The organism is Streptomyces sp. NWU339 (assembly GCF_003143855.1).
Classification (GTDB): domain Bacteria; phylum Actinomycetota; class Actinomycetes; order Streptomycetales; family Streptomycetaceae; genus Streptomyces.
Window position 1 is genome coordinate 176808 of record NZ_QFRK01000006.1, and the last position, 23123, is coordinate 199930.

The window sequence follows — 23123 nt, forward strand, 5'->3', positions numbered from 1 at the left end:
CAGGCTCCCGTGCGGACCGGTCGGGCGCGTCGTCGTCGCCGACGAGCCTCGGGTACATCGAAAGATGCAGTCCAGCGCCGTGCAGGAACGTACCGGGGCATCAGGCGACGGCCGGGTGCACCGTGTTGGATGGGGTTCATGGCCCTACGACTCCCCCGGCCCCAGCGCATCGACGTGTGGGCGTCACTCGCCGGACTGCTCGGCGGGCTGCTGCTGTGGGGCATCGGGCTGGGCATGCGGCCCGCCGACGCCGCCTACGTGATCTTCGACGGCCGGTGGCCGCTCCTGCTGCCGCTCGCCGTGATCGCCGGCTGCGAGCTGCTGCGCCGGACCGCCTCGCGCACCGCGCTGCTCACCGGTACGGCCGCGCTGGTGGCGGACGGCCTCACCCAGGGCAGCCTGGCCACGGTCATCATGTACACCGACCTCGTCTACGCCGCCGTTCTGTACGGCACCCCCGGAACCGCCCGCCGCATCCCCCGCATCACCGCGCTGCTCACGCTCGTGGGAACGCTGGTGCCGTACGCGGTGTGGCGGGAGCCCGAGGCGCTGCTGGTCGGGGTGGCCGTCGGTGTCGTCGCGTTCGCGCCCGCGTCGACCGGGCTGGTCGTGCGCAACCACCGGGAGGCCGCCGAGGCCGCCCGGCTGCGCGCCGAACAGACCGCGCTGCTCGCCGAGATGGACCGCACCCAGGCGGTGGCGGCCGAACGGGCCCGAATGGCAAGGGAGTTGCACGACATGGTCGCCAACCACCTGTCCGCGATCGCCATCCACTCCACGGCCGCCCTCTCCCTGGAGGACGAGAAGACCTCCCGCGAGGCGCTCACCGTGATCCGGGAGAACAGCGTCCAGGGACTGTCCGAGATGCGCCGCCTCATCGGCATCCTGCGGGACGGCTCCGACGCCGACGACCGGGAGCCCACCGCCACCCCGACCCTCGGCGGTCTCGGCACCCTGGTGGAGGGGGCCCGTGCCAACGGCCTGGAGGTCACCCTCGACTCCCTGCCCGAGGCCGCGCACGGCCCCGTCCCCGCGCCGGTGGAGCTCGCCGCGTACAGGATCGTGCAGGAGGCGCTGACCAACGCGCTGAAGCACGCCGCGAAGGGGCGGGTGACGGTGCGGCTGCGCGAACTGGACGGCACCCTCGACCTGCGGGTGACCAGCCCCTACGGCGGCCGGGACGCCCCGCGCGCGCCGGGCTCCGGGGCCGGGCTCGTCGGGATGCGGGAGCGTGCCGCGCTGCTGCACGGCACCTTCGAGGCCGGCCCGGAGAACGCCGCGGACGGCACCGGCGGCAAGCTCTGGGTCGTCCGCGCCACCCTTCCCGTCACCGACGTTCCCCGAGGAGGGACCGAATGATCCGCGTCCTGGTCGCCGAGGACCAGTCCGCCGTCCGCGCCGGGCTGGTGCTCATCCTGCGCAGCGCGCCCGACATCGAGGTGGCGGGTGAGGCGGCGGACGGTGAGCAGGCGGTGGCGCTCGCCCGTGAACTGCGCCCGGACGTGGTGCTGATGGATGTGCAGATGCCGCGCCTGGACGGAGTGTCGGCCACCCGGCAGGTTGTCGCGGAAGGGCTCGCCGACGTCCTGGTGCTGACCACCTTCGACCTTGACGAGTACGTCTTCGGGGCGCTGCGGGCCGGGGCCTCGGGGTTCCTGCTGAAGAACACGGAGGCGAAGGACCTCATCGAGGCCGTGCGCACGGTGGCGCGCGGGGAGGGGATCGTCGCCCCGGCCGTGACCCGGCGGCTGATCTCGGAGTTCGCCGCGAAGCCCGCCCGCGGGTCCACGGTCGATCCGGCGGTGCTGGACTCCCTCACCCGGCGCGAGCGGGAGGTGCTGTCCTGTCTCGGCGAGGGCCTGTCCAACGCCGCCGTCGCGGAGCGCCTCGACATGGCGGAGGCCACCGTGAAGACCCACGTCAGCCGCCTGCTGGGGAAGCTGGGGCTGCGCAGCCGCGTGCAAGCGGCGGTACTGGCGCAGGAGTTGGGGATCTGACCGAACCGAGCGGGTGGTCCAGACCTATTGACCCGTGGTCCAGACCTTTCTATCCTCGCGGCACCGTGGGTGTGAAGGCTCAGTCATGTCCACGGCGATATCTCCCACCCCACAAAGGAGGCGCGCCATGCGCTTCAGACACAGAGCCGTGGCAGGGTTCTCGACCCTGCTCCTCCCCCTCTCCGCTCTCGTCGCCCTCGCGAGCCCCGCCCAGGCCGCGACCTCGGCGACCGCCACCTACGCCAAGACCCAGGACTGGGGCTCCGGCTTCGAGGGCAAGTGGACGGTGAAGAACACCGGCACCACGACGATCAACTCCTGGACCGTGGAGTGGGACTTCCCCTCCGGTACCAAGGTCACCTCCGCCTGGGACGCCACGGTCACCAACTCCGGTGACCACTGGACCGCCAAGAACGTCGGCTGGAACGGCACCCTCGCTCCCGGGGCGTCGATCTCCTTCGGCTTCAACGGCAGCGGCTCCGGCTCCCCGTCCGGCTGCAAGCTCAACGGCGGCAGCTGCGACGGCACCTCCGTCCCCGGCGACGCGGCCCCCTCCGCCCCCGGCACCCCCACCGCCTCGAACATCACCGACACCTCCGTGCGGCTGTCCTGGTCCGCGGCCACCGACGACAAGGGCGTCAAGAACTACGACGTCCTGCGCGACGGCGCCAGGGTCGCCACCGTGACCGGCACCTCGTACACGGACACCGGGCTGGCCAAGGGCACCGACTACTCGTACACCGTCCAGGCCCGTGACACCGCCGACCAGACCGGTCCGGTCAGCGGCGCGGTGCGGGTCCGCACCACCGGCAACACCGAGGAACCGCCGCCCACCGGCGCCAAGGTCAATCTCGGCTACTTCACCGAGTGGGGCGTCTACGGCCGCAACTACCACGTCAAGAACCTGGTGACGTCCGGCTCCGCCGCCAAGATCACGCACATCAACTACGCGTTCGGCAACGTCGTGGGCGGCCAGTGCAAGCTCGACGACGCCTACGCCGCCACCGACAAGGCCTACACCGCGGACCAGTCCGTCAGCGGCACCGCCGACACCTGGGACCAGCCGCTGCGCGGCAACTTCAACCAGCTGCGCCAGCTGAAGGCCAAGTACCCGCACATCAAGGTGCTGTACTCGTTCGGCGGCTGGACCTACTCCGGCGGCTTCGGCCAGGCCGCGCAGAACCCGGCCGCGTTCGCCAAGTCCTGCAAGCAGGTCGTGGAGGACCCGCGCTGGGCCGACGTCTTCGACGGCATCGACATCGACTGGGAGTACCCGAACGCCTGCGGCCTCACCTGCGACACCAGTGGTCCGGCGGCCTTCAGGAACCTCTCCCAGGCCCTGCGCGCCGAGTTCGGCAAGGACTACCTGGTCACCGCCGCCATCACCGCGGACGGCTCGAACGGCGGCAAGATCGACGCGGCCGACTACGGCGGCGCCGCCCAGTACCTCGACTGGTACAACGTGATGACGTACGACTACTTCGGCGCCTGGGACAAGGCCGGTCCCACCGCCCCGCACTCGCCGCTGACCGCGTACAACGGCATCCCGCAGGACGGCTTCAACTCCGCCGCCGCCATCGCCAAGCTGAAGGCCAAGGGCGTCCCGGCGAGCAAGCTGCTGCTCGGCATCGGCTTCTACGGCCGCGGCTGGACCGGCGTCACCCAGGCCGCCCCCGGCGGCACCGCCACCGGCCCGGCGGCCGGCACCTACGAGGCCGGCATCGAGGACTACAAGATCCTCAAGAACAGCTGCCCGGCCACCGGCACCGTCGGCGGCACGGCGTACGCCCACTGCGGCAACAACTGGTGGTCCTACGACACCCCCGCCACCATCAACAGCAAGATGGCCTGGGCCAAGAACCAGGGTCTGGGCGGAGCGTTCTTCTGGGAGTTCAGCGGTGACACCGCGGGCGGTGAACTGGTCGGCGCCATCCACAACGGCCTGAAGTAGGCCACCGGCACCCGACCGCGAACGACAGGACTGCTCCCCCGGACCTCGTCCGGGGGAGCAGTCCTGTTCACACGTGTCTACGCGACGTTCACCCTCCCCCAACAGCTCCGCTGCCGGGGGGGGACCCCCATCCAGCGGTGCCCTGAACGTCGCTCTACGCGACGTTCACCCGCTGGCCGGGCGGTGCCGCCTCCAGCCACGCGAGGAAACCGGTCAGCGCGTCGTCGCTCATCGCCAGCTCCAGCCGCCTGCCCCGGTGCAGACAGGCCAGGATCACCGCGTCCGACAGCAGCGCCAGCTCCTCCTCGCCCTCGGGCACCCGGCGGCCGGCCACCTCGATCGCCGAGCGCTCCAGGACTCGGCGCGGACGCAGCGCATAGGAGAAGACGCGGAACCACTCCACCCGGTCGCCGTTGTAGCGGGCCACCCCGTACGCCCAGCCCTTGCCGCCGGTGTCGCCCGCTTCCGGGACGTCCCAGCGCAGGCTGCAGTCGAAGGTTCCGCCGGAACGCTGGATGAAGCGGCGGCGCAGGCCGAACACGAAGAGGCCCACCACCACGAGCGCCACGACACTTCCGCACACAGTCAGAGCGAGGACCATCGACACCGACCTCCTCGTCTCCTAGGTAACGGAACGGAAAAATCATCCAGATCTGCCTCAGCCGCGACCGGGTCCGGATCGCTCCGGTCCCAGCCGCGGCTGAGTCACGTCATTGCACGGCTCCCCCAGAGCCTAGACGGCCTGGGAGGCTCCTCGGGTCGTTCAGTGCCCCGCCGCCGCGCGCAGTCGTACGTCCGCGCGCCGCTCCGCCGAGGCGTCCGCCTCCGACTTCGCACGGTCCCGCGCCCGCTCCGCGCGCTTGACGTCGATCTCGTCCGACAGTTCGGCGATCTCGGCCAGCAGCGACAGCTTGTCGTCCGCGAACGAGATGAAACCGCCGTGCACCGCGGCGACGACCGTCCCGCCGTCGCTCGTACGGATGGTCACCGGTCCCGACTCCAGCACACCGAGCAGCGGCTGGTGACCGGGCATGACGCCGATGTCGCCGGACGTGGTGCGCGCGACGACCAGGGTGGCCTCGCCCGACCAGACCTCTCGGTCGGCCGCGACCAGCGCGACGTGCAGCTCAGCAGCCAAGATGGCTCCTCGGGTCACCACCCGGCAGGTCCGCCGGGTGTTGGTTACAAGTCTAATGGGCGGGGGTCAGGGGGCGGGACGGTTCCCGCCCCCCGACTCGAGCGCGAGGCTCAGGAGACGCCCAGCTCCTTCGCGTTCTTCTTCAGGTCCTCGATGCCACCGCACATGAAGAACGCCTGCTCCGGGAAGTGGTCGTACTCGCCGTCGCAGATCGCGTTGAACGCGGCGATCGACTCGTCCAGCGGCACGTCCGAACCGTCCACGCCGGTGAACTGCTTGGCGACGTGGGTGTTCTGGGACAGGAAGCGCTCCACGCGACGGGCGCGGTGGACGGCGAGCTTGTCCTCCTCGCCGAGCTCGTCGATACCGAGGATCGCGATGATGTCCTGCAGGTCCTTGTACTTCTGCAGGATGTTCTTCACCCGCATGGCCGCGTCGTAGTGGTCCTGCGCGATGTAGCGCGGGTCCAGGATGCGGGACGTGGAGTCCAGCGGGTCCACGGCCGGGTAGATGCCCTTCTCGGAGATCGGACGGGAGAGCACCGTCGTCGCGTCGAGGTGGGCGAAGGTGGTGGCCGGGGCCGGGTCGGTCAGGTCGTCCGCGGGGACGTAGATCGCCTGCATCGAGGTGATCGAGTGACCGCGGGTCGAGGTGATGCGCTCCTGGAGGAGACCCATCTCGTCGGCCAGGTTCGGCTGGTAGCCCACCGCGGAGGGCATGCGGCCGAGCAGGGTCGACACCTCGGAACCGGCCTGCGTGAAGCGGAAGATGTTGTCGATGAAGAACAGCACGTCCTGCTTCTGGACGTCACGGAAGTACTCGGCCATGGTGAGGCCGGCCAGCGCGACGCGCAGACGGGTGCCCGGGGGCTCGTCCATCTGGCCGAAGACCAGGGCGGTCTTGTCGATGACGCCCGACTCGCTCATCTCGTCGATGAGGTCGTTGCCCTCACGGGTGCGCTCACCGACACCGGCGAACACCGACACACCGTCGTGGTTGTTGGCGACGCGGTAGATCATCTCCTGGATGAGCACCGTCTTGCCGACGCCGGCACCGCCGAACAGACCGATCTTGCCGCCCTTGACGTACGGGGTCAGCAGGTCGATGACCTTGACGCCGGTCTCGAACATCTCGGTCTTCGACTCGAGCTCGTCGAAGTTCGGCGCCTTGCGGTGGATCGGCCAGCGCTCGCCGTCGTAGGTCTCGTCGCTGTTCAGCACCGCACCGAGGGTGTTGAACACCTTGCCCTTGGTGAAGTCGCCGACCGGGACGGAGATCGCCGAGCCCGTGTCGGTCACCACGGCCTGGCGGACCAGACCGTCGGTGGGCTGCATGGAGATGGTGCGGACCAGGCCGTCACCCAGGTGCTGGGCGACCTCCAGGGTCAGCGTCTTCAGCTCGCCCTCGTTCGCCGGGTCGGAGACCTCGACGTGCAGGGCGTTGTAGATCTCCGGCATCGCGTCGACGGGGAACTCCACGTCGACGACCGGGCCGATGACCCGGGCGACACGGCCCGTGGCCGTCGCGGTCTCAACAGTGGTGGTCATTAATTGTCACTCCCCGCGTTTGCGTCGGCCAGAGCGCCTGCGCCACCGACGATCTCGCTGATTTCCTGGGTGATTTCGGCCTGGCGGGCCGCGTTGGCAAGACGAGAGAGCGTGTTGATCAGCTCACCCGCGTTGTCGGTGGCCGACTTCATCGCGCGCCGCGTCGCGGCGTGCTTCGAAGCGGCCGACTGGAGCAGCGCGTTGTAGATGCGGCTCTCCACGTAGCGCGGCAGCAGGGCGTCGAGGACGTCCTCCGCCGAGGGCTCGAAGTCGTACAGCGGAAGGATCTCGTCCTTGGTGGACGCCGTCTCCTCCGCGACCTCCTCGAGGCGCAGCGGAAGCAGTCGGGAGTCGACCGCGGTCTGCGTCATCATCGAGACGAACTCGGTGTAGACGATGTGGAGTTCGTCCACGCCGCCGTCCGCCGTGTCCTTCTCGATGGCCTCGATCAGCGGCGCCGCGACGGTCTTGGCGTCCGCGTACGTGGGCTCGTCGGTGAAGCCCGCGAACGACTCCGCGACCTGGCGCTCACGGAAGTTGTAGTGCGCGAGCCCGCGGCGGCCGACGATGTACGTGTCGACCTCCACGCCCTCGCCCTCCAGGCGTGCGGTCAACTGCTCCGCCGCCTTGATCGCGTTGGCGTTGAAGGCGCCGGCCAGGCCGCGGTCGCTCGTGAGGAGCAGGACCGCGGCACGGGTCGGGTTCTCCGCCTCCGTCGTCAGCGGGTGCTTGGCGTCCGAACCGGTACCGACGGCCGTGACCGCACGGGTCAGTTCCTGGGCGTACGGCGTGGAGGACCGCACCTTGCGCTGCGCCTTGACGACGCGCGAGGCGGCGATCATCTCCATCGCCTTGGTGATCTTCTTGGTCGCGGTGACGGATCGGATGCGACGCTTGTAGACCCGGAGCTGGGCTCCCATGAGTCAGGTCCCTTCCTTGAACGTCACTTGGCGGCAGCGGCCGGAGCGTCCTCGCCGAGCAGCTTGCCTTCGCTCGTCTCGAACTGCTTCTTGAAGGCCGCGATCGCGTCGCCCACGGCCTGGAGGGTGTCGTCCGACATCTTGCCGCCCTCGCGGATGGAGGTCATGAGGCCCTGCTCGCTGCGGTGCAGGTACTCCAGCAGCTCCTTCTCGAAGCGGCGGATGTCGGCGACCGGCACCTCGTCCATCTTGCCGGTGGTGCCGGCCCAGACGGAGACGACCTGGTCCTCGGTGGCCATCGGCTGGTACTGGTCCTGCTTCAGCAGCTCGACCATGCGCTGACCGCGCTCCAGCTGCGACTTCGACGCGGCGTCCAGGTCGGAACCGAAGGCGGCGAACGCCTCCAGCTCACGGAACTGGGCGAGGTCCACGCGCAGTCGGCCGGAGACCTGCTTCATCGCCTTGTGCTGGGCGGAGCCACCGACGCGGGAGACCGAGATACCGACGTTCAGGGCCGGACGCTGACCGGCGTTGAACAGGTCGGACTCCAGGAAGCACTGGCCGTCGGTGATGGAGATGACGTTGGTCGGGATGAACGCCGACACGTCGTTCGCCTTGGTCTCGACGATCGGCAGACCGGTCATCGAGCCCTTGCCCATCTCGTCGGAGAGCTTGGCGCAGCGCTCCAGGAGGCGGGAGTGCAGGTAGAAGACGTCACCCGGGTAGGCCTCGCGCCCCGGCGGGCGGCGCAGCAGCAGGGAGACGGCGCGGTAGGCGTCGGCCTGCTTCGACAGGTCGTCGAAGATGATCAGGACGTGCTTGCCCTGGTACATCCACTGCTGGCCGATGGCCGAGCCGGTGTAGGGCGCCAGGTACTTGAAGCCGGCCGGGTCGGACGCCGGGGCGGCGACGATGGTCGTGTACTCCAGGGCGCCGTTCTCCTCCAGCGCGCGGCGGACCGACGCGATGGTGGAGCCCTTCTGGCCGACGGCGACGTAGATGCAGCGGACCTGCTTGTTCACGTCGCCGGAGCGCCAGTTGTCACGCTGGTTGATGATCGTGTCGACGGCCAGCGCGGTCTTGCCGGTGCCGCGGTCGCCGATGATCAGCTGACGCTGACCGCGGCCGATCGGGGTCATGGCGTCGACGGCCTTGTAGCCCGTCTCCATCGGCTCGTGCACCGACTTGCGCTGCATGACCGTGGGGGCCTGCAGTTCGAGGGCGCGGCGGCCCTCGGTCTCGATCTCGCCGAGGCCGTCGATCGGGTTGCCGAGCGGGTCGACCACGCGGCCGAGGTAGCCCTCGCCCACGGCGACGGACAGGACCTCGCCGGTGCGGGCGACCGGCTGGCCCTCCTCGATGCCGCTGAACTCACCGAGGACGATGGCACCGATCTCGCGCTCCTCGAGGTTGAGGGCGAGGCCGAGGGTGCCGTCCTCGAACTTCAGCAGCTCGTTGGCCATGGCCGAGGGAAGACCCTCGACCTTGGCGATGCCGTCGCCGGCGAGGGTGACCGTGCCGACTTCCTCGCGCGAGGCCGCGTCCGGCTTGTACGACTGGACGAAGTTCTCCAGTGCGTCCCGGATCTCCTCCGGCCGGATCGTGAGCTCCGCCATCTGAGTTCCCTGCTCTCCTTGTTGGGCCCGAAGTTTCACTTTGGGGGTATTCCACGAGTCGGGACTCCCCCCAGAAGAGGTGAATCCTCTGCACGGCCCAACCAGGGCCGCAAGTACGTTCTTGGTGTTCAGTTGCTGCGTCGGTCACGTCTGTCGCGTCGTGCACGACTGCCGCGTCGGCGCTAGCTCGCCAGTCGGCGGCTCGCGTCCTCCAGCCGGTCCGCGATGGAGCCGTTGATGACCTCGTCGCCGACCTGCACCCGCATCCCGCCGATGACCTCGGGGTCCACGGCGAGGTTGAGGTGCATGCGGCGGCCGTAGAGCTTCGCGAGGCCGGCGCCGAGGCGCTGCTTCTGCACGTCGCTCAGCGGCACCGCGGAGGTGACGACGGCCACCATGCGGTCACGCCGCTCGGCGGCGAGCTTGGACAGGGACTCGAGTCCCGATTCCAGGCTACGTCCCCGCGGCGCGGTCACCAGACGCGTCACCAGACGTTCGGTGGTCGCGTGCGCCCTGCCTCCGAGCAGGCTGTGCAGCAGCTCGCTCTTGGCGGAGGTGGTGGCCTTGCGGTCGGTCAGCGCGGCGCGCAGTTCGTTGCTCGAGGAGACGATCCGGCCGAACCGGAACAGCTCGTCCTCGACACCGTCGAGCGCTCCCGCCTGCTGCGCGGCGGTGAGGTCGGCGAGGTCGGCCAGCTCCTCCAGTGCGTCCACCAGGTCGCGGGACTGCGACCAGCGGGAGCGCACCATGCCGGACACCAGGTCGGCGGCGGTGCCGCTGAGCTGGCTTCCGAGCAGGCGCTGGGCCAGTTCCGCCTTGGCCTCGCCGGCCTGCGCCGGGTCGGTGAGGACCCGGCGCAACGACACCTCGCGGTGGAGCAGCGCGGTGACGGCGGCCAGCTCTTCGGCGAGCGAGCCGGCGTCGACGGACGTGGAGTCCGTCAGCGCGTCGAGACGCTCACGTGCGGCTGCCAGGGCCTCGCGGCTCGCTCCGTTCATCGTGCGGCCTCGGCCTTCTGGTCGAGGTCGTCGAGGAACCGGTCGATCACGCGGCTCTGCCGGGCGTGGTCCTCGAGGGACTCGCCGACGAGCTTGCCGGCCAGGTCGGTGGCGAGCTTGCCGACGTCCTGGCGCAGCACCGACGCGGCGGCCTTGCGGTCCGCCTCGATCTGCGAGTGACCGGCGGCGATGATCTCCTCACGCTGCCGCTGGCCTTCCGCGCGCATCTCGGCGATGAGCGTGGCGCCCTGCTCCTGCGCCTCCTGGCGCAGGCGTGCGGCCTCGTGCCGGGCCTCGGCGAGCTGGGCCTTGTACTGCTCGAGAACGCTCTGTGCCTCGGTCTGAGCGGCCTCGGCCTTCTCGATACCGCCCTCGATGGCCTCGCGACGCTGCTCCAGAACCTTGTTGATGTTCGGGAGGAGCTTCTTGGCGAGGAAGCCGAAGACGATGACGAAGGCGAGCAGGCCGATGACGAGCTCGGGAATCGGCGGGACGAGGGGGTTCTGAAGCTCCTCGGCCGCGATATGGAGCAGTGGGCTCATATCAGAGTGCCTTTCGTCTAGTGGGCCGGTCGTGGATCAGATGATCACGTGCCGTAGACGAACGGCATGACCAGGCCGATGAGGGCGAGCGCCTCACAGAAGGCGAAGCCGAGGATCTGGTTGGCGCGAATCAGACCAGCGGCTTCGGGCTGGCGGGCGAGGGCCTCGGTGCCCTTGCCGAAGATGATGCCGACGCCGATGCCGGGACCGAACGCGGCGATGCCGTAGCCGATGGAAGCAATCGAGCCGTGGACGGCAGCAAGGGTCTGGGACATTCCGGTTCTTCCTTTTCTTCACGGGCCGGTGGGGGTGGTCCACCGGTCGAATAGGGGCGGTGCGGGACGCTCAGTGCTGCTCGGCGAGCGCGCCCTGGATGTAGGTGCAGGCCAGGAGGATGAAGACGTATGCCTGCAGGGCCTGGATGAAGAGCTCGAAGACGGTCATCACCAGGACCATCAGGAACGAGACGCCGGCGTAGGCGATCCCGATGCCGTTCAGCAGGTACCAGCTGGCGATGGTGAACAGCACCAGCAGGATGTGGCCCGCGAACATGTTCGCGAAGAGTCGCACGGCGTGGGTGAAGGGCCGCACGAGCAGGTTCGAGAAGGCCTCGATCAGCATGACGACCGGCAGCGCGGCACCGAGCGACTTGTCGTAGCCGGTGAAGTTCTTCAGGGCACCGGTGAAGCCTTGCCGCTTGAAGGTCAGCGAGACCCAGACGATGTAGACGACCAGCGCGAGGCCCAGCGGGTAGGCGAAGATCGACGTCACCGGCATCTGGGCGAGCGGGATGATCGACCAGAGGTTCATCATCCAGACGAAGAAGAACAGCGCGACGATGAACGGGACGTACTTCTCGCCCTCGCGCTTGCCCATCGTCTCGTAGACGACACCCCGGCGGACGAAGTCGTAGCCGGCCTCGGCGACCATCTGGAGCTTGCCGGGGACGACCTGGGGCCGGCGGAACGCCGCCCAGAAGAAGCCGATGATGATGATCGAGCCGAGCAGCGCCAGCAGCATCGTCTTGTTGAAGTACACGCTGCTGTCGGCGTCGCCCCACAGGGGCTCGAACAGGAACGAGTGCAGCCCGGGAGACGGGAAGCCACAGCCGTCGAAGATGTGGCAGTCGGTCTCGAAGGCGAGCACCTGTGTCGGGTCAGCACTCACCGCGGGCTCCTTCAGCGTGGCGCATGGATTCGGCAACCTCGTGGTGTCGGCGCGGCACGGGGCCGCGGTTCGGCACGGGACTGGTGTTACGGATGTGGGGGCGGCAGTGGGGCATCTCGCCTCGCGATGTGACAGGCGTCAGCTCGGATGCCCGCGCCCGCGATGCCGCAGTTGGCACCGGACGATAGCAGGGTCCGTCGTGCGCCTTTATCCCGGCCCTACGCCTCACGACGGCCGCTCCGTGGATTCCTTCTTCTCCGCCGCGTTCCTGGCCGTCGCCGGCTCGGGGTCCACGTAGAAGGTCTTGGCCTTCATCGTGGCCCGCGCCTGCGCGGCGACCCAGGTGAGGGTGGAGACGAGCAGCGAGAGGGCGAAGACCTTCGGGTGGAACAGGGTCGTGTCCTTGAAGAGCGCGATGAAGACGAAGATCAGCAGGATCTGCGTCATGTACATCATCAGCCCCATCGCCTGGAACAGATGAGGTATCGACCTGGCGATCCACTGCAGGACGTACAGACCCGTGCCCATGAGCAGGATCACGAGCAGCGCCCCGATGACCGCTCCGATCACCCCCTGGCCGCCTTCGACGGCACCACCGACCGCGACCGCGACCGCACCGACGGCAGCGGTGGGGACGGCAGCCTGGATCAGAATCCGGACGTCGTTGGACGGCATGACGGAACTCCGCTTTGAGCAGGGGGCATGAGGCACATGAGATGTCGTCGGGGACGAGCGTAGTCCCCCGGATGGAGTGAGTTTTCCTCCCCACCGTCGAACCGTTGCACCACGGTCCGCCGGCTCTCTCCGGTGAGACTCGTGAACGGTATCACAAACTATTTGATGGACTCTTTACCTAATGGGCGCGCAGAACGTCACGCACGAGAGTGAAGCGGCACGCCTGAGCGCGCGCGAGGGTGACTTGTCTGATATTGGGGTGCTTCGCACCCCCAAGAGCGCCCCATCACAGCCCCACGACTTGGCAATGCTCTAGTCGGATTCTTACCTTGACCGTGCCGCCCGCCCCGACGTCCGTCGTGACGCCCCGTCAGCGGGAGCTGCTGGCCTTCCCCCGGTCGCCCAGACGTGCGCGGTGGCCGAGGGCCGTCGCGCCGTTGACGCCCGAGACGCCGGCGGCGACCGGGGCGCGGTGGCCGTCAGCGGCCTCCTCGGGGCCCTCGGGGGCATCGGCGGCCCGTGACCGCGCCGTGGCGGGGTCGCCGGAGGCTTCCGGCGCTTCCGGCGTCACCAGGGCCCTGCGGCGGCGGTAGCGCGGCGGGACGAACGCCTCCGCCCAGCGCGGCGCGCGCGGGGTGAACCGGGGCAGCAGGAGCAGCAGCAGACCGATGGCGCTCAGGATGACGACGCTCAGCACGATCCACATGGACGCCGAGTTGACCGAGTAGGCGAGCGCGCCGAAGGCGATCAGCGCCGACCAGAAGTACATGATCAGCACCGCCCTGCTGTGCGAGTGGCCGATCTCCAGCAGACGGTGGTGCAGATGGCCCCGGTCCGCCGCGAACGGCGACTGGCCGCGCCAGGTGCGCCGCACGATGGCCAGGACCAGGTCGGCGGCCGGCACCGCGATGATCGTCAGCGGCAGCAGCAGCGGGATGTAGACCGGCACCGTCTGGTGCACGGCCTCCCTCTCCGAACCCGCGTACAGGTTCAGCGCGTCCGGGTCGACCTGGCCTGTGATGGAGATCGCACCGGCGGCGAGGACCAGGCCGATGAGCATGGAGCCGGAGTCGCCCATGAAGATCCGCGCGGGATGCATGTTGTGCGGCAGGAAGCCCAGGCACATGCCCATGAGGATGGCCGCGAAGAGCGTGGCGGGGGCTGCCGCCTCGATGTTGTAGCCGAACCAGATGCGGTAGGCGTACAGGAAGAACGCGCACGCGGCGATGCACACCATGCCCGCCGCCAGCCCGTCCAGACCGTCGACGAAGTTCACCGCGTTGATGGTGATGACCACCAGTGCGACCGTGAAGAGCGTGCTCTGCCACTGGGTGAGCGCCACCGTGCCGACACCCGGCAGCGGGATCCACAGGATCGTCAGACCCTGCATGACCATCACACCGGCGGCGATCATCTGGCCGCCCAGCTTGATCAGGGCGTCGATCTCGAACTTGTCGTCCAGCACCCCGATCAGCCAGATCAAGGCGGCCCCTGACAGCAGGGCGCGCGGTTCGTTGGACCTCTCGAAGAGCTCGTTCAGGTTCGTCAGGTGGCCGGCCACCAGCAGGCCCGCGCACAAGCCGAAGAACATGGCGATACCGCCGAGCCGCGGAGTGGGTTCTCGGTGCACGTCACGTGCCCGGATCTCCGGCATCGCCCCCGCCACGATCGCGAACTTCCGTACCGGCCCTGTCAGCAGATACGTCACCGCGGCCGTGATGCAGAGCGTCAGCAGGTATTCACGCACGGGCTTCCCCACAGGTCTCGCTGGCCATCACAGCCCCACACCCTAGCGAGGCACGCATACGGGTGAGGACTTCCGGGTAGCGACGATGGTTGCACGAGTGACTGTGCGGTCGGCCCGGCATGCGGGTGCGCCTACCCCGCATGCGCGCCGATACGGGTGCGAGAACCCGGCCGGGTGAGCCGGGTGACACGTCTCAGCCGGGATACGGCGGAAAGGCCGCGGTCAGTTCCCGTACGTCCTCACGGGCCCGGGCGGGCTCGGTGCCGCCCCTGAGGACGCTCGCCAGCAGGCCCGCGATCAGTGCCATCTCAGGCTCCCCCATGCCCTGCGTGGTCACCGCCGCGGTGCCCAGGCGCAGCCCGCGGTCGTCGGCGTGCGGCAGCGCGCAGCAGTCCAGGACGATCCCGGCCCCCGCCAGCAGGCCGCGGGCCTCGCGCCCGTCGACGCCGAGCGGGGCGGGGTCGGCGGTGATCAGATGGGTGTCGGTGCCGCCGGTGGTGACGACCAGTCCCTCGTCGGCCAGTGCGGCGGCGAGCGCCCGCGCGTTGGCCACCACCCGATGGGCGTACACGGTGAACGCCGGTGTCGCCGCCTCCCCGAACGCGACCGCCTTGGCGGCGATCGTGTGCATCTGCGCCCCGCCCTGGGTGAAGGGGAAGACGGCCCGGTCGACGCGCTCGGCCAGTTCCGCGCCGCACAGGATCATGCCGCCGCGCGGCCCGCGCAGCACCTTGTGCGTGGTGGCGCAGACGACGTCCGCGTACGGGACCGGGTTCGGGGCCGCTCCCCCGGCGACCAGGCCGATGGGGTGCGCGGCGTCCGCGATGAGGTAGGCGCCGACCTCGTCGGCCACCTCGCGGAAGAAGGCGTGGTCGATGTGGCGCGGATAGGCGATGGAGCCGCACACGATCGCCTTGGGCCGGTGCGTACGGGCCAGGGTGCGGACCTGGTCGTGGTCGATGAGCCCGCTCTCCGCGTCCACGCCGTAGCCGATGAAGTCGAACCAGCGGCCGGAGAAGTTCGCGGGCGAGCCGTGGGTGAGGTGGCCGCCGTGGGGCAGGCCGAGGGCGAGGACGGTGTCTCCGGGGCGCAGCAGGGCGGCGTAGGCGGCCAGCACGGCGGCCGAGCCGGAGTGCGCCTGGACGTTGGCGTGGTCGGCGCCGAACAGCGCCTTGGCACGCTCCACGGCGAGGCGTTCGGCGACGTCGACGATCTCGCAGCCGCCGTGGTGGCGGGCGCCCGGGTACCCCTCGGCGTACTTGTTGGCCAGCGGTGAGCCGAGGGCGGCCAGCACGGCCGGCGAGGTGAAGTTCTCGGCGGCGATCAGCTGCAGCGTGGTCGCCTGCCGCTCACGCTCGCCGAGCAGGATCTCGGCGATCTCGGGGTCCTGTCGGCGCAGAACCCCGAACTCGCCCTCGAGGGCATGGGTGACCGTCATGGTGGGCTCCCGGACGTCGACGCCGGCGTACGACCAATGTAGGCCCGCCACCCCCGGGCCGCCCGGCCGCCGCGCTCTCCCGGGGGTGCCGGACGCCCCCCGGAGAGCGGCGGGCGGTCGCCTCGCAGCCACCACCGCCCCGACAGCCCGTACGGAGCCCGCCCGGACGACCGGACGGCCCGCCACACGATGGCGGTGTGAACGGCCCGGGACCGTGGCGCCCGGGGCAGGGCCCCCGCACCCCGGGCAGGACGGCCGGACGCGCGACCCGGGCGGAGCGGTCAGGCCCGGGTCGGGACGCCGGTGAGGGCGGTGACGACCGGGTCCAGGGCCTGGTGTATCTCGTCGCCGATGGAGCGGAAGAGGGGCAGGGGTGCCCCGTACGGGTCGAAGACCTCGTCCGCCTCGGCGGTCGGGGCCAGCAGCCAGCCGCGCAGCGCGGCGGCGGCGCGGACCAGGGCACGGGCGCGCATGACCAGGCCGTCGTCCAGCGGGGGCAGCGTCGCCGGGTCGATCGCGTTCACCAGGCGGGTGAACTCCTTCAGGGTGAAGGTGCGCAGGCCCGCCGAGTGGCCCATGGAGATGACCTGGGCGCGGTGGTCCCGGGTCGCGGTCAGGACCAGGTCGGCGCGGATGACGTGCTCGTCCAGCAGCTCACGGCCGACGAAGCCGGAGGCGTCCGCGCCGAACTCGGCCAGCACGGTCTCCGCGTGCGTCTCCATCGGCGCGCCCTCGTGGCCCCAGGTGCCCGCGCTCTCCACGATCAGGCCGCAGCCCAGGATGCCCAGCCGCTGGTTCACGAAATGCCGGGTCAACCGCTCGGTGATGGGCGAACGGCAGACGTTTCCGGTGCTGACGTGGAGGATGCGGAAGCTGTCGCGCGGAAACCCGAAGGTGGTCGTCTCCTCCGCGTCGCTCTCCCCGTTGCCTATGCCACGCCCCGACTCGGGCGCCGTCAATTCGCCACCTCGAGGTCGGGTACCACTTTGCGCAGCTCCTCCGGGGAGACGGCGCCTTCGCGCAGCAGTACGGGCACGGGGCGCGTGACGTCGACGATCGACGAGGGGACGATGCCCGGGGTGGGCCCGCCGTCGAGGTAGACGGAGACGGAGTCGCCGAGCATGTCCTGCGCCGCGTCGCAGCTCTCCGGCGCGGGGTGCCCGGTCAGGTTGGCCGAGGAGACGGCCATCGGGCCGACCTCGGTGAGCAGTTCGATGGCGACCGGGTGCAGCGGCATCCGTACGGCGACCGTGCCCCGGGTGTCCCCGAGGTCCCACTGGAGGGACGGCTGGTGCCGGGCGACCAGGGTCAGCGCGCCCGGCCAGAAGGCGTCGACCAGTTCCCAGGCCTGCTCGGAGAAGTCGGTGACCAGGCCGTGCAGGGTGTTCGGCGAGCCGATGAGCACCGGCGTGGGCATGTTGCGGCCGCGTCCCTTGGCCTCCAGGAGGTCGGCGACGGCCTCCCCGGTGAACGCGTCCGCGCCGATGCCGTAGACCGTGTCCGTCGGCAGCACCACGAGCTCGCCCCGGCGGACGGCGGACGCGGCTTCACGCAGACCGGTCGCGCGATCGGTCGCGTCGTTGGTGTCGTATCGCCGAGCCATCTGGCGGGCCTCCTCGTACACGTGCGGCTGGGGGTGGGTGAAGTCTGCGGGGGGCTCACGGGACCGCCTTGCGGGCGGTGGCGAACCGGGGCCGGTTGTTCAGATCGGGATGGTCGGCGGCGTCCGTCCAGCCGCGGTCCTCGGCGAAGATCCACGGCACCTGGCCGCCCTGGGTGTCGGCGTGCTCGACGACGACCACCCCGCCGGGGCGCAGCAGCCGGTGCGCGGTGCGTTCCAGGCCGCGGATGAGGTCGAGGCCGTCCTCGCCGGAGAACAGCGCCATCTCGGGGTCGTGGTCACGCGCCTCGGGGGCGACGTACTCCCATTCGGTGAGCGGGATGTACGGCGGGTTGGAGATCACCAGGTCGACCTGGCCGTCGAGGTCCGGGAAGGCCGTCAGGGCGTTCCCCTGGCGCAGTTCGACCCTTGACCCCTCCATGTTCTTGCGGGTCCACACCAGGGCGTCCTCGGACATCTCCACGGCGTACACCCGGGACCGCGGGACCTCCTGGGCCAGTGCGAGCGCGATCGCGCCCGAGCCGGTGCACAGGTCGACGACGCACGGCTCGACGACGTCCATGGCCCGTACCGCGTCTATGGCCCATCCGACGACCGACTCGGTCTCCGGGCGCGGCACGAACACCCCTGGTCCCACCTGGAGTTCGAGGTAGCGGAAGTAGGCGTGCCCGGTGATGTGCTGGAGCGGCTCGCGCGCCTCGCGGCGGGCGACGACCTCCCAGTACCGGGCGTCGAAGTCGGAGTCCTTCACCTGATGCAGCTCGCCGCGCTTGACTCCGTGCACGAACGCGGCGAGTTCCTCCGCGTCGGTGCGCGGCGAGGGCACGCCGGCGTCGGCGAGCCGCTGGGTGGCCTGGGCCACCTCCGTGAGCAGCACGCTGCGGGGGTTCGGGGGGCGCCCCCCAAATGGTTGCTGCACGCTGGTCCTCCGGGCTGTCTACGAGAGTTACGCTGCGGCGAGCTTGGCAGCCGAGTCCGCGTCGACACAGGCCTGGATCACCGCGTCCAGGTCGCCGTCCAGGACCTGGTCCAGGTTGTACGCCTTGAACCCGACGCGGTGGTCCGAGATGCGGTTCTCCGGGAAGTTGTAGGTACGGATCTTCTCGGAGCGGTCGACGGTGCGGACCTGGCTGCGACGGGCGTCGGAGGCCTCCCGTTCCGCCTCCTCCTGCGCCATCGCGAGCAGCCTGGAGCGCAGGATACGCAGTGCCTGCTCCTTGTTCTGCAACTGGCTCTTCTCGTTCTGGCAGGAGGCGACGACTCCGGTCGGGATGTGCGTGATGCGCACTGCGGAGTCGGTGGTGTTGACGGACTGCCCGCCGGGGCCCGAGGACCGGTAGACGTCGATCCGCAGATCGTTCGGGTTGATCTCGACCTCGATCTCCTCCGCCTCGGGCGTCACCAGGACGCCCGCCGCGGAGGTGTGGATACGGCCCTGCGACTCGGTGGCCGGCACCCGCTGCACGCGGTGCACACCGCCCTCGTACTTCAGCCGGGCCCACACGCCCTGTCCGGGCTCGGTGGCGCCCTGGCCGCCCTTGGTCTTCACGGCGACCTGGACGTCCTTGTAGCCGCCCAGCTCCGACTCGGTGGCGTCGATGATCTCGGTCTTCCAGCCGACGCGCTCGGCGTAGCGCAGGTACATGCGCAGCAGGTCTCCCGCGAACAGGGCGGACTCGTCGCCGCCCGCGCCCGCCTTGACCTCGAGGATGACGTCCTTGTCGTCGCTGGGGTCGCGCGGGACCAGCAGGAGCCGCAGCTTCTCGGTCAGCTCCCCCTGCTGCTGTTCCAGGTCCTTGACCTCGGCGGCGAAGTCCGGGTCGTCGGCGGCCAGTTCACGCGCGGCCTCGATGTCGTCGCCCGTCTGCTTCCAGGAGCGGTACGTGGCGACGATCGGGGTGAGCTCGGCGTACCGCTTGTTCAGCCTGCGCGCGTTGGCCTGGTCGGCGTGGACCGACGGGTCGGCGAGCTTCGTCTCCAGGTCGGCGTGTTCGGTGACGAGTTCCTCGACGGCCTCGAACATCTTGGGCTCCTGCTACTGCGTGGGAAGGGGAAGGCGGGCGACCAAAAACGCCGGTCCCGGCGGGCGCCCCCAGGAGGAGGCGCTGCCGTGGACCGGCGATAGGTGGCTCGCTACTTCTTGGAGCCGGAGGCCTTGCCGAAGCGGGCCTCGAAGCGGGCCACACGGCCACCGGTGTCGAGGATCTTCTGCTTGCCCGTGTAGAACGGGTGGCACTCGGAGCAGACCTCGGCCCGGACGGTGCCGGACCCGATGGTGCTGCGGGTCGTGAACGACGCGCCGCAGGTGCAGCTGACCTGCGTCTCGACGTACGCGGGGTGGATGTCGCGCTTCAAGGTGTCTCCTAGATCGGGGAGGGCGCCGGGTCGCCACCACGGGATGCGGGAGCGTGAACCGGAGCCGACGTACCAGTCTGCCAGGACTGGGGCCATCCCCCAAAACCGGGGGCGGCCGTCGTTTGTTCCCGGGAGCGGGTCCGGCTCGAGACGCCGGGGCCCGAGGGGCGCTCGAGGCGTGCTCAAGAGGCGCTGACGACGCCCTCGGCCCCACCCGTGACCGTGTCCGCCGTCGCCGAGCGCGGGATCGGCCCGTCGTTCTTCAGGGCCTCCCAGACCAGCCGCGCCTTCTCCTTCCACGGCAGGACGCGGTTGGGGGCGGCGGGGTCGTAACGCACCGGCATGGTCACCATGTCCATGTCCCCGGGGCCGATGCCCTTCAGGCCGTCGACGAAGGACATCAGGGAGTTCACCGAGCCCAGGCCGGAGTCGGTGGTGACGGTCCTGGTGACCGTGTCGGCGATGTCGTAGAGCTTCCTGGGGTCGGTGAGGAGGCCGACGTCCTTCACCTGCCGGACCAGGGCCCTGAGGAAGGCCTGCTGGATCTGGATGCGGCCCAGGTCGGAGCCGTCGCCGACGCCGTGCCGGGTGCGCACCAGACCGAGGGCCTGTGCGCCGTCGAGCCGGTGGGTGCCTGCCGCCAGCTCGAGGTGGCTGTCGGGGTCGTCGATGTCCTCGGTGGTGGTGACCTCGACGCCGCCCAGTTCGTCCACGATTTTCCGGAAACCGGTGAAGTCGACCTCCAGGTAGTGGTCCATGCGCAGGTCGGTCATCGACTCGACGGTCTTCACGACGCAGGCGGCCCCGCCGGTGGCGTACGCGGAGTTGAACATCACACCGTTCGCGGCGGGGTGGGTGCCGCCCTCGGTGTCGGTGCACTCGGGCCGGTCGACGACGGTGTCCCGCGGGACGGACACCACGGACGCCTTCCGGTGCCCCTCGTGGACGTGCACGATCATCGCGGCGTCGGAGCGGGCGCCGCCGTCGTCGGCACCGCCGCCGAGCTTCCGGTTGCCCCCGGAGCGGCTGTCGGAACCGAGGACGAGGACGTTCTCGGAGCCGTCGCCGGCCTTCTCGGGCCGGTCGGTGCCGAGGAGGCGGTCGATGTCGATGCTCGTGAGGTTGCCGTTGAGTCTGACGTACACGTATCCGGCGCCGGCGCCGCCCAGGACGAGGACGGCCGCGGCGGTCCACGCCATGGCCTTGAGACCGCTGCGCCGCCTGCCGTGCGGCGTGCGGCGCCTTCTCCGGGCCGGTGGGCCGGCCCCGGGTGTGCTCTCCGCGGACATGCGCTCCTCAGCTCCTGCCCGGTCGGTCACCCCTGCCTCCGGTGCCGGACCCGGCCGGATGACGACCCGTACAGCAACCATCGTCCCGCCGTACCCGTCGTTCCGCCGCCCGGCCGGAGGGAGGGACCGGTCCGTGGCCGCACGGCACCCGGGCCCGGCCGTTGCACGGCCGGGCCCGGGGTGTTCCGTTCAGGAGCGGTGAGCACGGCGCTCACCTGCGGTGTCCCGCGCCGTCAGCCGAAGATGCCGTACTGCTGGAAACCGGTACCGACGGAGATCCTGGCGGCGAAGATCCCGCTCGTGGCCTTCCCGGTGCCCTTGTACAGGTACAGGGTGCCGCCGGGGGTGCGGGCCAGGAAGTCGGCCTTGCCGTCGCCGCTGACGTCGCCCACGGTGGCGAAGGCGTTGTACGTCTTGCTGCTCCAGGTGCGGACCTTGACCCGGCCGGAGAAGGCGCCGGTGCCGGCCTTACCGGTGCCCCGGTACAGGTACACCGCGCCGGTGCTCTTGTGGCGGGCGATCAGGTCGGTCTTCCCGTCGCCGTTGAAGTCGCCGTGGCCGCGCACGGAGTTGTACTGGTTCCAGCCGGAGCCGACCTTCACGCGGGCGGAGAAGGTGCCGTTGCCCTTGCCCGGGTAGATCCACAGCACACCGGCGGAGTCCACGGACAGCAGGTCGGGCAGGTAGTCGCCGGTGACGTCACCGGGGGTGACGATGCGGGTACGGGACTTCCAGTTGTCGAAGATGCGCTTGGTGGACCAGGTGCCGCTGGAGATCACGTACCGGGTCCAGTAGACGGCGCCGTCGCTGCTGCGCCGGTACACCAGGTCCTGGTACCCGTCCCGGTTGAGGTCGGTCTGCAGGACGACGTTGACGCCCTTCCAGTTGCCCCAGGACTCGCGGGCGGCGAAGGAGGAGCCCTTGGAGTCCATGGAGTAGCCGGTCCCCGTCGAGGACTTGCGCACCCACAGGTCGGCGCGGTGGTCGCCGCTGATGTTGGTGTCGTCGACGCGTGCGTAGGCGGCCCCGACGTAGCTGCTCACCTTGGCGAAGACGCTGTAGGCGCCCTTCTCGACGCAGTCCCTCACACCCCAGGAGACGACGCCGACGATCCGGTTGTTCACGACCAGCGGGCCGCCGGAGTCGCCGTTGCAGGCGGAGGTGGTGCCGCTGTCGGTGCCGGAGGCGGGCTTGCCCGCGCAGACCATGTGGCCCTTGACGAAGTCGGCGCCGTAGGTGCGGGCGCACGTGGCGTCGGACTGGATGGGCAGCGTGGCGGCCTTCAGCGTCTCGGAGACGTCCTGGCTGGTGGAGCTGGTGCGGCCCCAGCCGTAGACCTTGGCGCTCTTTCCGGCGGCGTAGGAGGCGGTGTCGCCGGAGGTGGTCATGCGGATCGGGGTGGCCTTGACGGGGCCGGGCAGGGTGAGCACCGCGATGTCGTTGTCGATGGTCGTCGCGTTGTACGACGGGTGGTTCCACTGACGCCAGACACCGGAGACGGTGCCGCCGCTCAGGTTTCCGTCGGCCGAGGGGAGCTGCGCGGTCCCCGTGACGACGGCGCCGTTGGCGTTCCAGTTGTATCCCTTGACGCAGTGCGCGGCGGTGAGGATCTTCGTCGGGGCCACGACGGCACCACCGCAGAAGAAGCCGATGTCGTCGCTCGTGCGGCTGGTGCCCCGGTCGTCGTAGTAGTGGAGCTGCGCCATCCAGGGCGCGGAGGTGATGCTGGTCGTGCTGCCACCGATGATCTTCGCGTCGATGACGGAGCCGCTGCTGCCGGCGCCGATGGTGGTGCTCTTGCTCAGCGACGACCGGTTCGTTTGGCCGGCGGTGTCGTCACCGGCGAGCGCGCCGGCGACGCGCTTCTTCAGCTCGGCCGGTGACGGCGAGCTGAACGCCGGGGCGGCGGTCGGCTGCGGCAGCGCGGTGGCGGCGCCGGCGGACGAGGTCAGCAGTGCGGCGGTGACGGCCGCGGCGACGCCGGCGGCGGCGACGGGCAGCGCGATTCTGACCCGGCGTCTGTGCCGACCGCCCCCGGACATGGAAGTACCCACGCAAGTCCCCCCTCGGGATCGGAAGTTCGGGTCGCGATGTGAAGATCGGCCCGGAACAGCGTGATCGT

General features: G+C 70.1%; 22 protein-coding genes. 3 read left to right on the forward strand and 19 right to left on the reverse strand.

The window, feature by feature from the left end; all coding sequences use genetic code 11:
* Positions 1-138: 138 nt before the first annotated feature.
* From DIZ27_RS10170 to DIZ27_RS10180, 3 genes are all read left to right on the forward strand, one after another.
* Entirely contained in the window at positions 139-1359 is a 1221-nt protein-coding gene (locus DIZ27_RS10170; protein WP_109378012.1) for a sensor histidine kinase, read from the forward strand.
* A complete protein-coding gene (locus DIZ27_RS10175) occupies positions 1356-1997 on the forward strand; it encodes a response regulator transcription factor (RefSeq protein WP_109378013.1) in 642 nt (213 codons plus the stop codon). Before DIZ27_RS10170 ends, DIZ27_RS10175 begins: the two co-directional genes overlap by 4 nt.
* A gap of 127 nt (positions 1998-2124) precedes the next feature.
* Complete coding sequence (locus tag DIZ27_RS10180) at positions 2125-3948, forward strand: glycoside hydrolase family 18 chitinase (protein WP_109378014.1); 1824 nt, start codon at positions 2125-2127, stop codon at positions 3946-3948.
* A gap of 154 nt (positions 3949-4102) precedes the next feature.
* Here DIZ27_RS10180 and DIZ27_RS10185 read toward each other — a convergent pair whose 3' ends face one another.
* The 19 genes from DIZ27_RS10185 to DIZ27_RS10275 all read right to left on the reverse strand — a co-directional run bounded on the left by DIZ27_RS10185 (position 4103) and on the right by DIZ27_RS10275 (position 23043).
* A complete protein-coding gene (locus DIZ27_RS10185) occupies positions 4103-4549 on the reverse strand; it encodes a DUF2550 domain-containing protein (protein WP_109378015.1) in 447 nt (148 codons plus the stop codon).
* A gap of 162 nt (positions 4550-4711) precedes the next feature.
* Entirely contained in the window at positions 4712-5086 is a 375-nt protein-coding gene (locus DIZ27_RS10190; RefSeq protein ID WP_109378016.1) for a F0F1 ATP synthase subunit epsilon, read from the reverse strand.
* Positions 5087-5196: 110 nt separating this feature from the next.
* Entirely contained in the window at positions 5197-6633 is a 1437-nt protein-coding gene (atpD, locus tag DIZ27_RS10195; protein WP_109378017.1) for a F0F1 ATP synthase subunit beta, read from the reverse strand.
* Positions 6633-7553: a F0F1 ATP synthase subunit gamma gene (locus tag DIZ27_RS10200; protein WP_109378018.1), complete on the reverse strand. Its 921-nt coding sequence runs from the start codon at positions 7551-7553 to the stop codon at positions 6633-6635. Before DIZ27_RS10200 ends, atpD begins: the two co-directional genes overlap by 1 nt.
* A gap of 23 nt (positions 7554-7576) precedes the next feature.
* Positions 7577-9169: a F0F1 ATP synthase subunit alpha gene (gene atpA / locus DIZ27_RS10205; RefSeq protein ID WP_109378019.1), complete on the reverse strand. Its 1593-nt coding sequence runs from the start codon at positions 9167-9169 to the stop codon at positions 7577-7579.
* A 182-nt stretch (positions 9170-9351) separates the two neighbouring features.
* Entirely contained in the window at positions 9352-10167 is an 816-nt protein-coding gene (locus tag DIZ27_RS10210) for a F0F1 ATP synthase subunit delta (protein ID WP_109378020.1), read from the reverse strand.
* Positions 10164-10709, reverse strand: a complete 546-nt coding sequence (locus tag DIZ27_RS10215) for a F0F1 ATP synthase subunit B (protein WP_109378021.1) — start codon at positions 10707-10709, stop codon at positions 10164-10166. The genes DIZ27_RS10210 and DIZ27_RS10215 overlap by 4 nt, the downstream gene beginning before the upstream one ends.
* A 44-nt stretch (positions 10710-10753) precedes the next feature.
* Positions 10754-10984 carry an ATP synthase F0 subunit C gene (gene atpE, locus DIZ27_RS10220; protein ID WP_055695635.1) on the reverse strand — a complete coding sequence of 77 codons (231 nt, stop codon included), beginning with the start codon at positions 10982-10984 and terminating at the stop codon, positions 10754-10756.
* A gap of 70 nt (positions 10985-11054) precedes the next feature.
* A complete protein-coding gene (atpB, locus tag DIZ27_RS10225) occupies positions 11055-11876 on the reverse strand; it encodes a F0F1 ATP synthase subunit A (protein WP_109378022.1) in 822 nt (273 codons plus the stop codon).
* A gap of 225 nt (positions 11877-12101) precedes the next feature.
* Complete coding sequence (locus DIZ27_RS10230; protein ID WP_109378023.1) at positions 12102-12551, reverse strand: hypothetical protein; 450 nt, start codon at positions 12549-12551, stop codon at positions 12102-12104.
* A 370-nt stretch (positions 12552-12921) separates the two neighbouring features.
* Complete coding sequence (locus tag DIZ27_RS10235) at positions 12922-14298, reverse strand: MraY family glycosyltransferase (RefSeq protein ID WP_109378024.1); 1377 nt, start codon at positions 14296-14298, stop codon at positions 12922-12924.
* Between the two features lie 193 nt (positions 14299-14491).
* Positions 14492-15736 (reverse strand): serine hydroxymethyltransferase, encoded by a 1245-nt coding sequence (glyA, locus tag DIZ27_RS10240; protein ID WP_109378025.1) that lies wholly within the window; start codon positions 15734-15736, stop codon positions 14492-14494.
* 281 nt (positions 15737-16017) lie between these two features.
* Positions 16018-16695, reverse strand: a complete 678-nt coding sequence (locus DIZ27_RS10245) for a protein-tyrosine-phosphatase (protein ID WP_109378026.1) — start codon at positions 16693-16695, stop codon at positions 16018-16020.
* A complete protein-coding gene (locus DIZ27_RS10250) occupies positions 16692-17339 on the reverse strand; it encodes an L-threonylcarbamoyladenylate synthase (protein ID WP_109378103.1) in 648 nt (215 codons plus the stop codon). Before DIZ27_RS10250 ends, DIZ27_RS10245 begins: the two co-directional genes overlap by 4 nt.
* 55 nt (positions 17340-17394) lie before the next feature.
* Positions 17395-18234 carry a peptide chain release factor N(5)-glutamine methyltransferase gene (gene prmC / locus DIZ27_RS10255; protein WP_109378027.1) on the reverse strand — a complete coding sequence of 280 codons (840 nt, stop codon included), beginning with the start codon at positions 18232-18234 and terminating at the stop codon, positions 17395-17397.
* Between the two features lie 69 nt (positions 18235-18303).
* Positions 18304-19380, reverse strand: coding sequence for a peptide chain release factor 1 (gene prfA / locus DIZ27_RS10260; protein ID WP_109378028.1), 1077 nt, complete (start codon positions 19378-19380; stop codon positions 18304-18306).
* Between the two features lie 110 nt (positions 19381-19490).
* Complete coding sequence (gene rpmE / locus DIZ27_RS10265; RefSeq protein ID WP_109378029.1) at positions 19491-19712, reverse strand: 50S ribosomal protein L31; 222 nt, start codon at positions 19710-19712, stop codon at positions 19491-19493.
* A gap of 182 nt (positions 19713-19894) precedes the next feature.
* Positions 19895-21001 carry an LCP family protein gene (locus DIZ27_RS10270; RefSeq protein WP_109378030.1) on the reverse strand — a complete coding sequence of 369 codons (1107 nt, stop codon included), beginning with the start codon at positions 20999-21001 and terminating at the stop codon, positions 19895-19897.
* Positions 21002-21234: 233 nt separating this feature from the next.
* Positions 21235-23043 carry a trypsin-like serine protease gene (locus DIZ27_RS10275; RefSeq protein ID WP_109378031.1) on the reverse strand — a complete coding sequence of 603 codons (1809 nt, stop codon included), beginning with the start codon at positions 23041-23043 and terminating at the stop codon, positions 21235-21237.
* Positions 23044-23123: the final 80 nt, after the last annotated feature.

What these genes read in the sequence shown, in the direction of transcription:
- atpE (WP_055695635.1), bottom strand. Translation starts at nt 10,984, where the DNA reads ATGTCCCAGACCCTTGCTGCCGTCCACGGCTCGATTGCTTCCATCGGC.
- DIZ27_RS10210 (WP_109378020.1), bottom strand. Translation starts at nt 10,167, where the DNA reads ATGAACGGAGCGAGCCGCGAGGCCCTGGCAGCCGCACGTGAGCGTCTC.
- DIZ27_RS10250 (WP_109378103.1), bottom strand. Translation starts at nt 17,339, where the DNA reads ATGGCTCGGCGATACGACACCAACGACGCGACCGATCGCGCGACCGGT.
- DIZ27_RS10180 (WP_109378014.1), top strand. Translation starts at nt 2,125, where the DNA reads ATGCGCTTCAGACACAGAGCCGTGGCAGGGTTCTCGACCCTGCTCCTC.
- glyA (WP_109378025.1), bottom strand. Translation starts at nt 15,736, where the DNA reads ATGACGGTCACCCATGCCCTCGAGGGCGAGTTCGGGGTTCTGCGCCGA.
- DIZ27_RS10185 (WP_109378015.1), bottom strand. Translation starts at nt 4,549, where the DNA reads ATGGTCCTCGCTCTGACTGTGTGCGGAAGTGTCGTGGCGCTCGTGGTG.
- DIZ27_RS10200 (WP_109378018.1), bottom strand. Translation starts at nt 7,553, where the DNA reads ATGGGAGCCCAGCTCCGGGTCTACAAGCGTCGCATCCGATCCGTCACC.
- atpA (WP_109378019.1), bottom strand. Translation starts at nt 9,169, where the DNA reads ATGGCGGAGCTCACGATCCGGCCGGAGGAGATCCGGGACGCACTGGAG.
- prfA (WP_109378028.1), bottom strand. Translation starts at nt 19,380, where the DNA reads ATGTTCGAGGCCGTCGAGGAACTCGTCACCGAACACGCCGACCTGGAG.
- atpD (WP_109378017.1), bottom strand. Translation starts at nt 6,633, where the DNA reads ATGACCACCACTGTTGAGACCGCGACGGCCACGGGCCGTGTCGCCCGG.
- DIZ27_RS10270 (WP_109378030.1), bottom strand. Translation starts at nt 21,001, where the DNA reads ATGTCCGCGGAGAGCACACCCGGGGCCGGCCCACCGGCCCGGAGAAGG.
- DIZ27_RS10175 (WP_109378013.1), top strand. Translation starts at nt 1,356, where the DNA reads ATGATCCGCGTCCTGGTCGCCGAGGACCAGTCCGCCGTCCGCGCCGGG.
- DIZ27_RS10215 (WP_109378021.1), bottom strand. Translation starts at nt 10,709, where the DNA reads ATGAGCCCACTGCTCCATATCGCGGCCGAGGAGCTTCAGAACCCCCTC.
- DIZ27_RS10230 (WP_109378023.1), bottom strand. Translation starts at nt 12,551, where the DNA reads ATGCCGTCCAACGACGTCCGGATTCTGATCCAGGCTGCCGTCCCCACC.
- DIZ27_RS10275 (WP_109378031.1), bottom strand. Translation starts at nt 23,043, where the DNA reads ATGTCCGGGGGCGGTCGGCACAGACGCCGGGTCAGAATCGCGCTGCCC.
- DIZ27_RS10170 (WP_109378012.1), top strand. Translation starts at nt 139, where the DNA reads ATGGCCCTACGACTCCCCCGGCCCCAGCGCATCGACGTGTGGGCGTCA.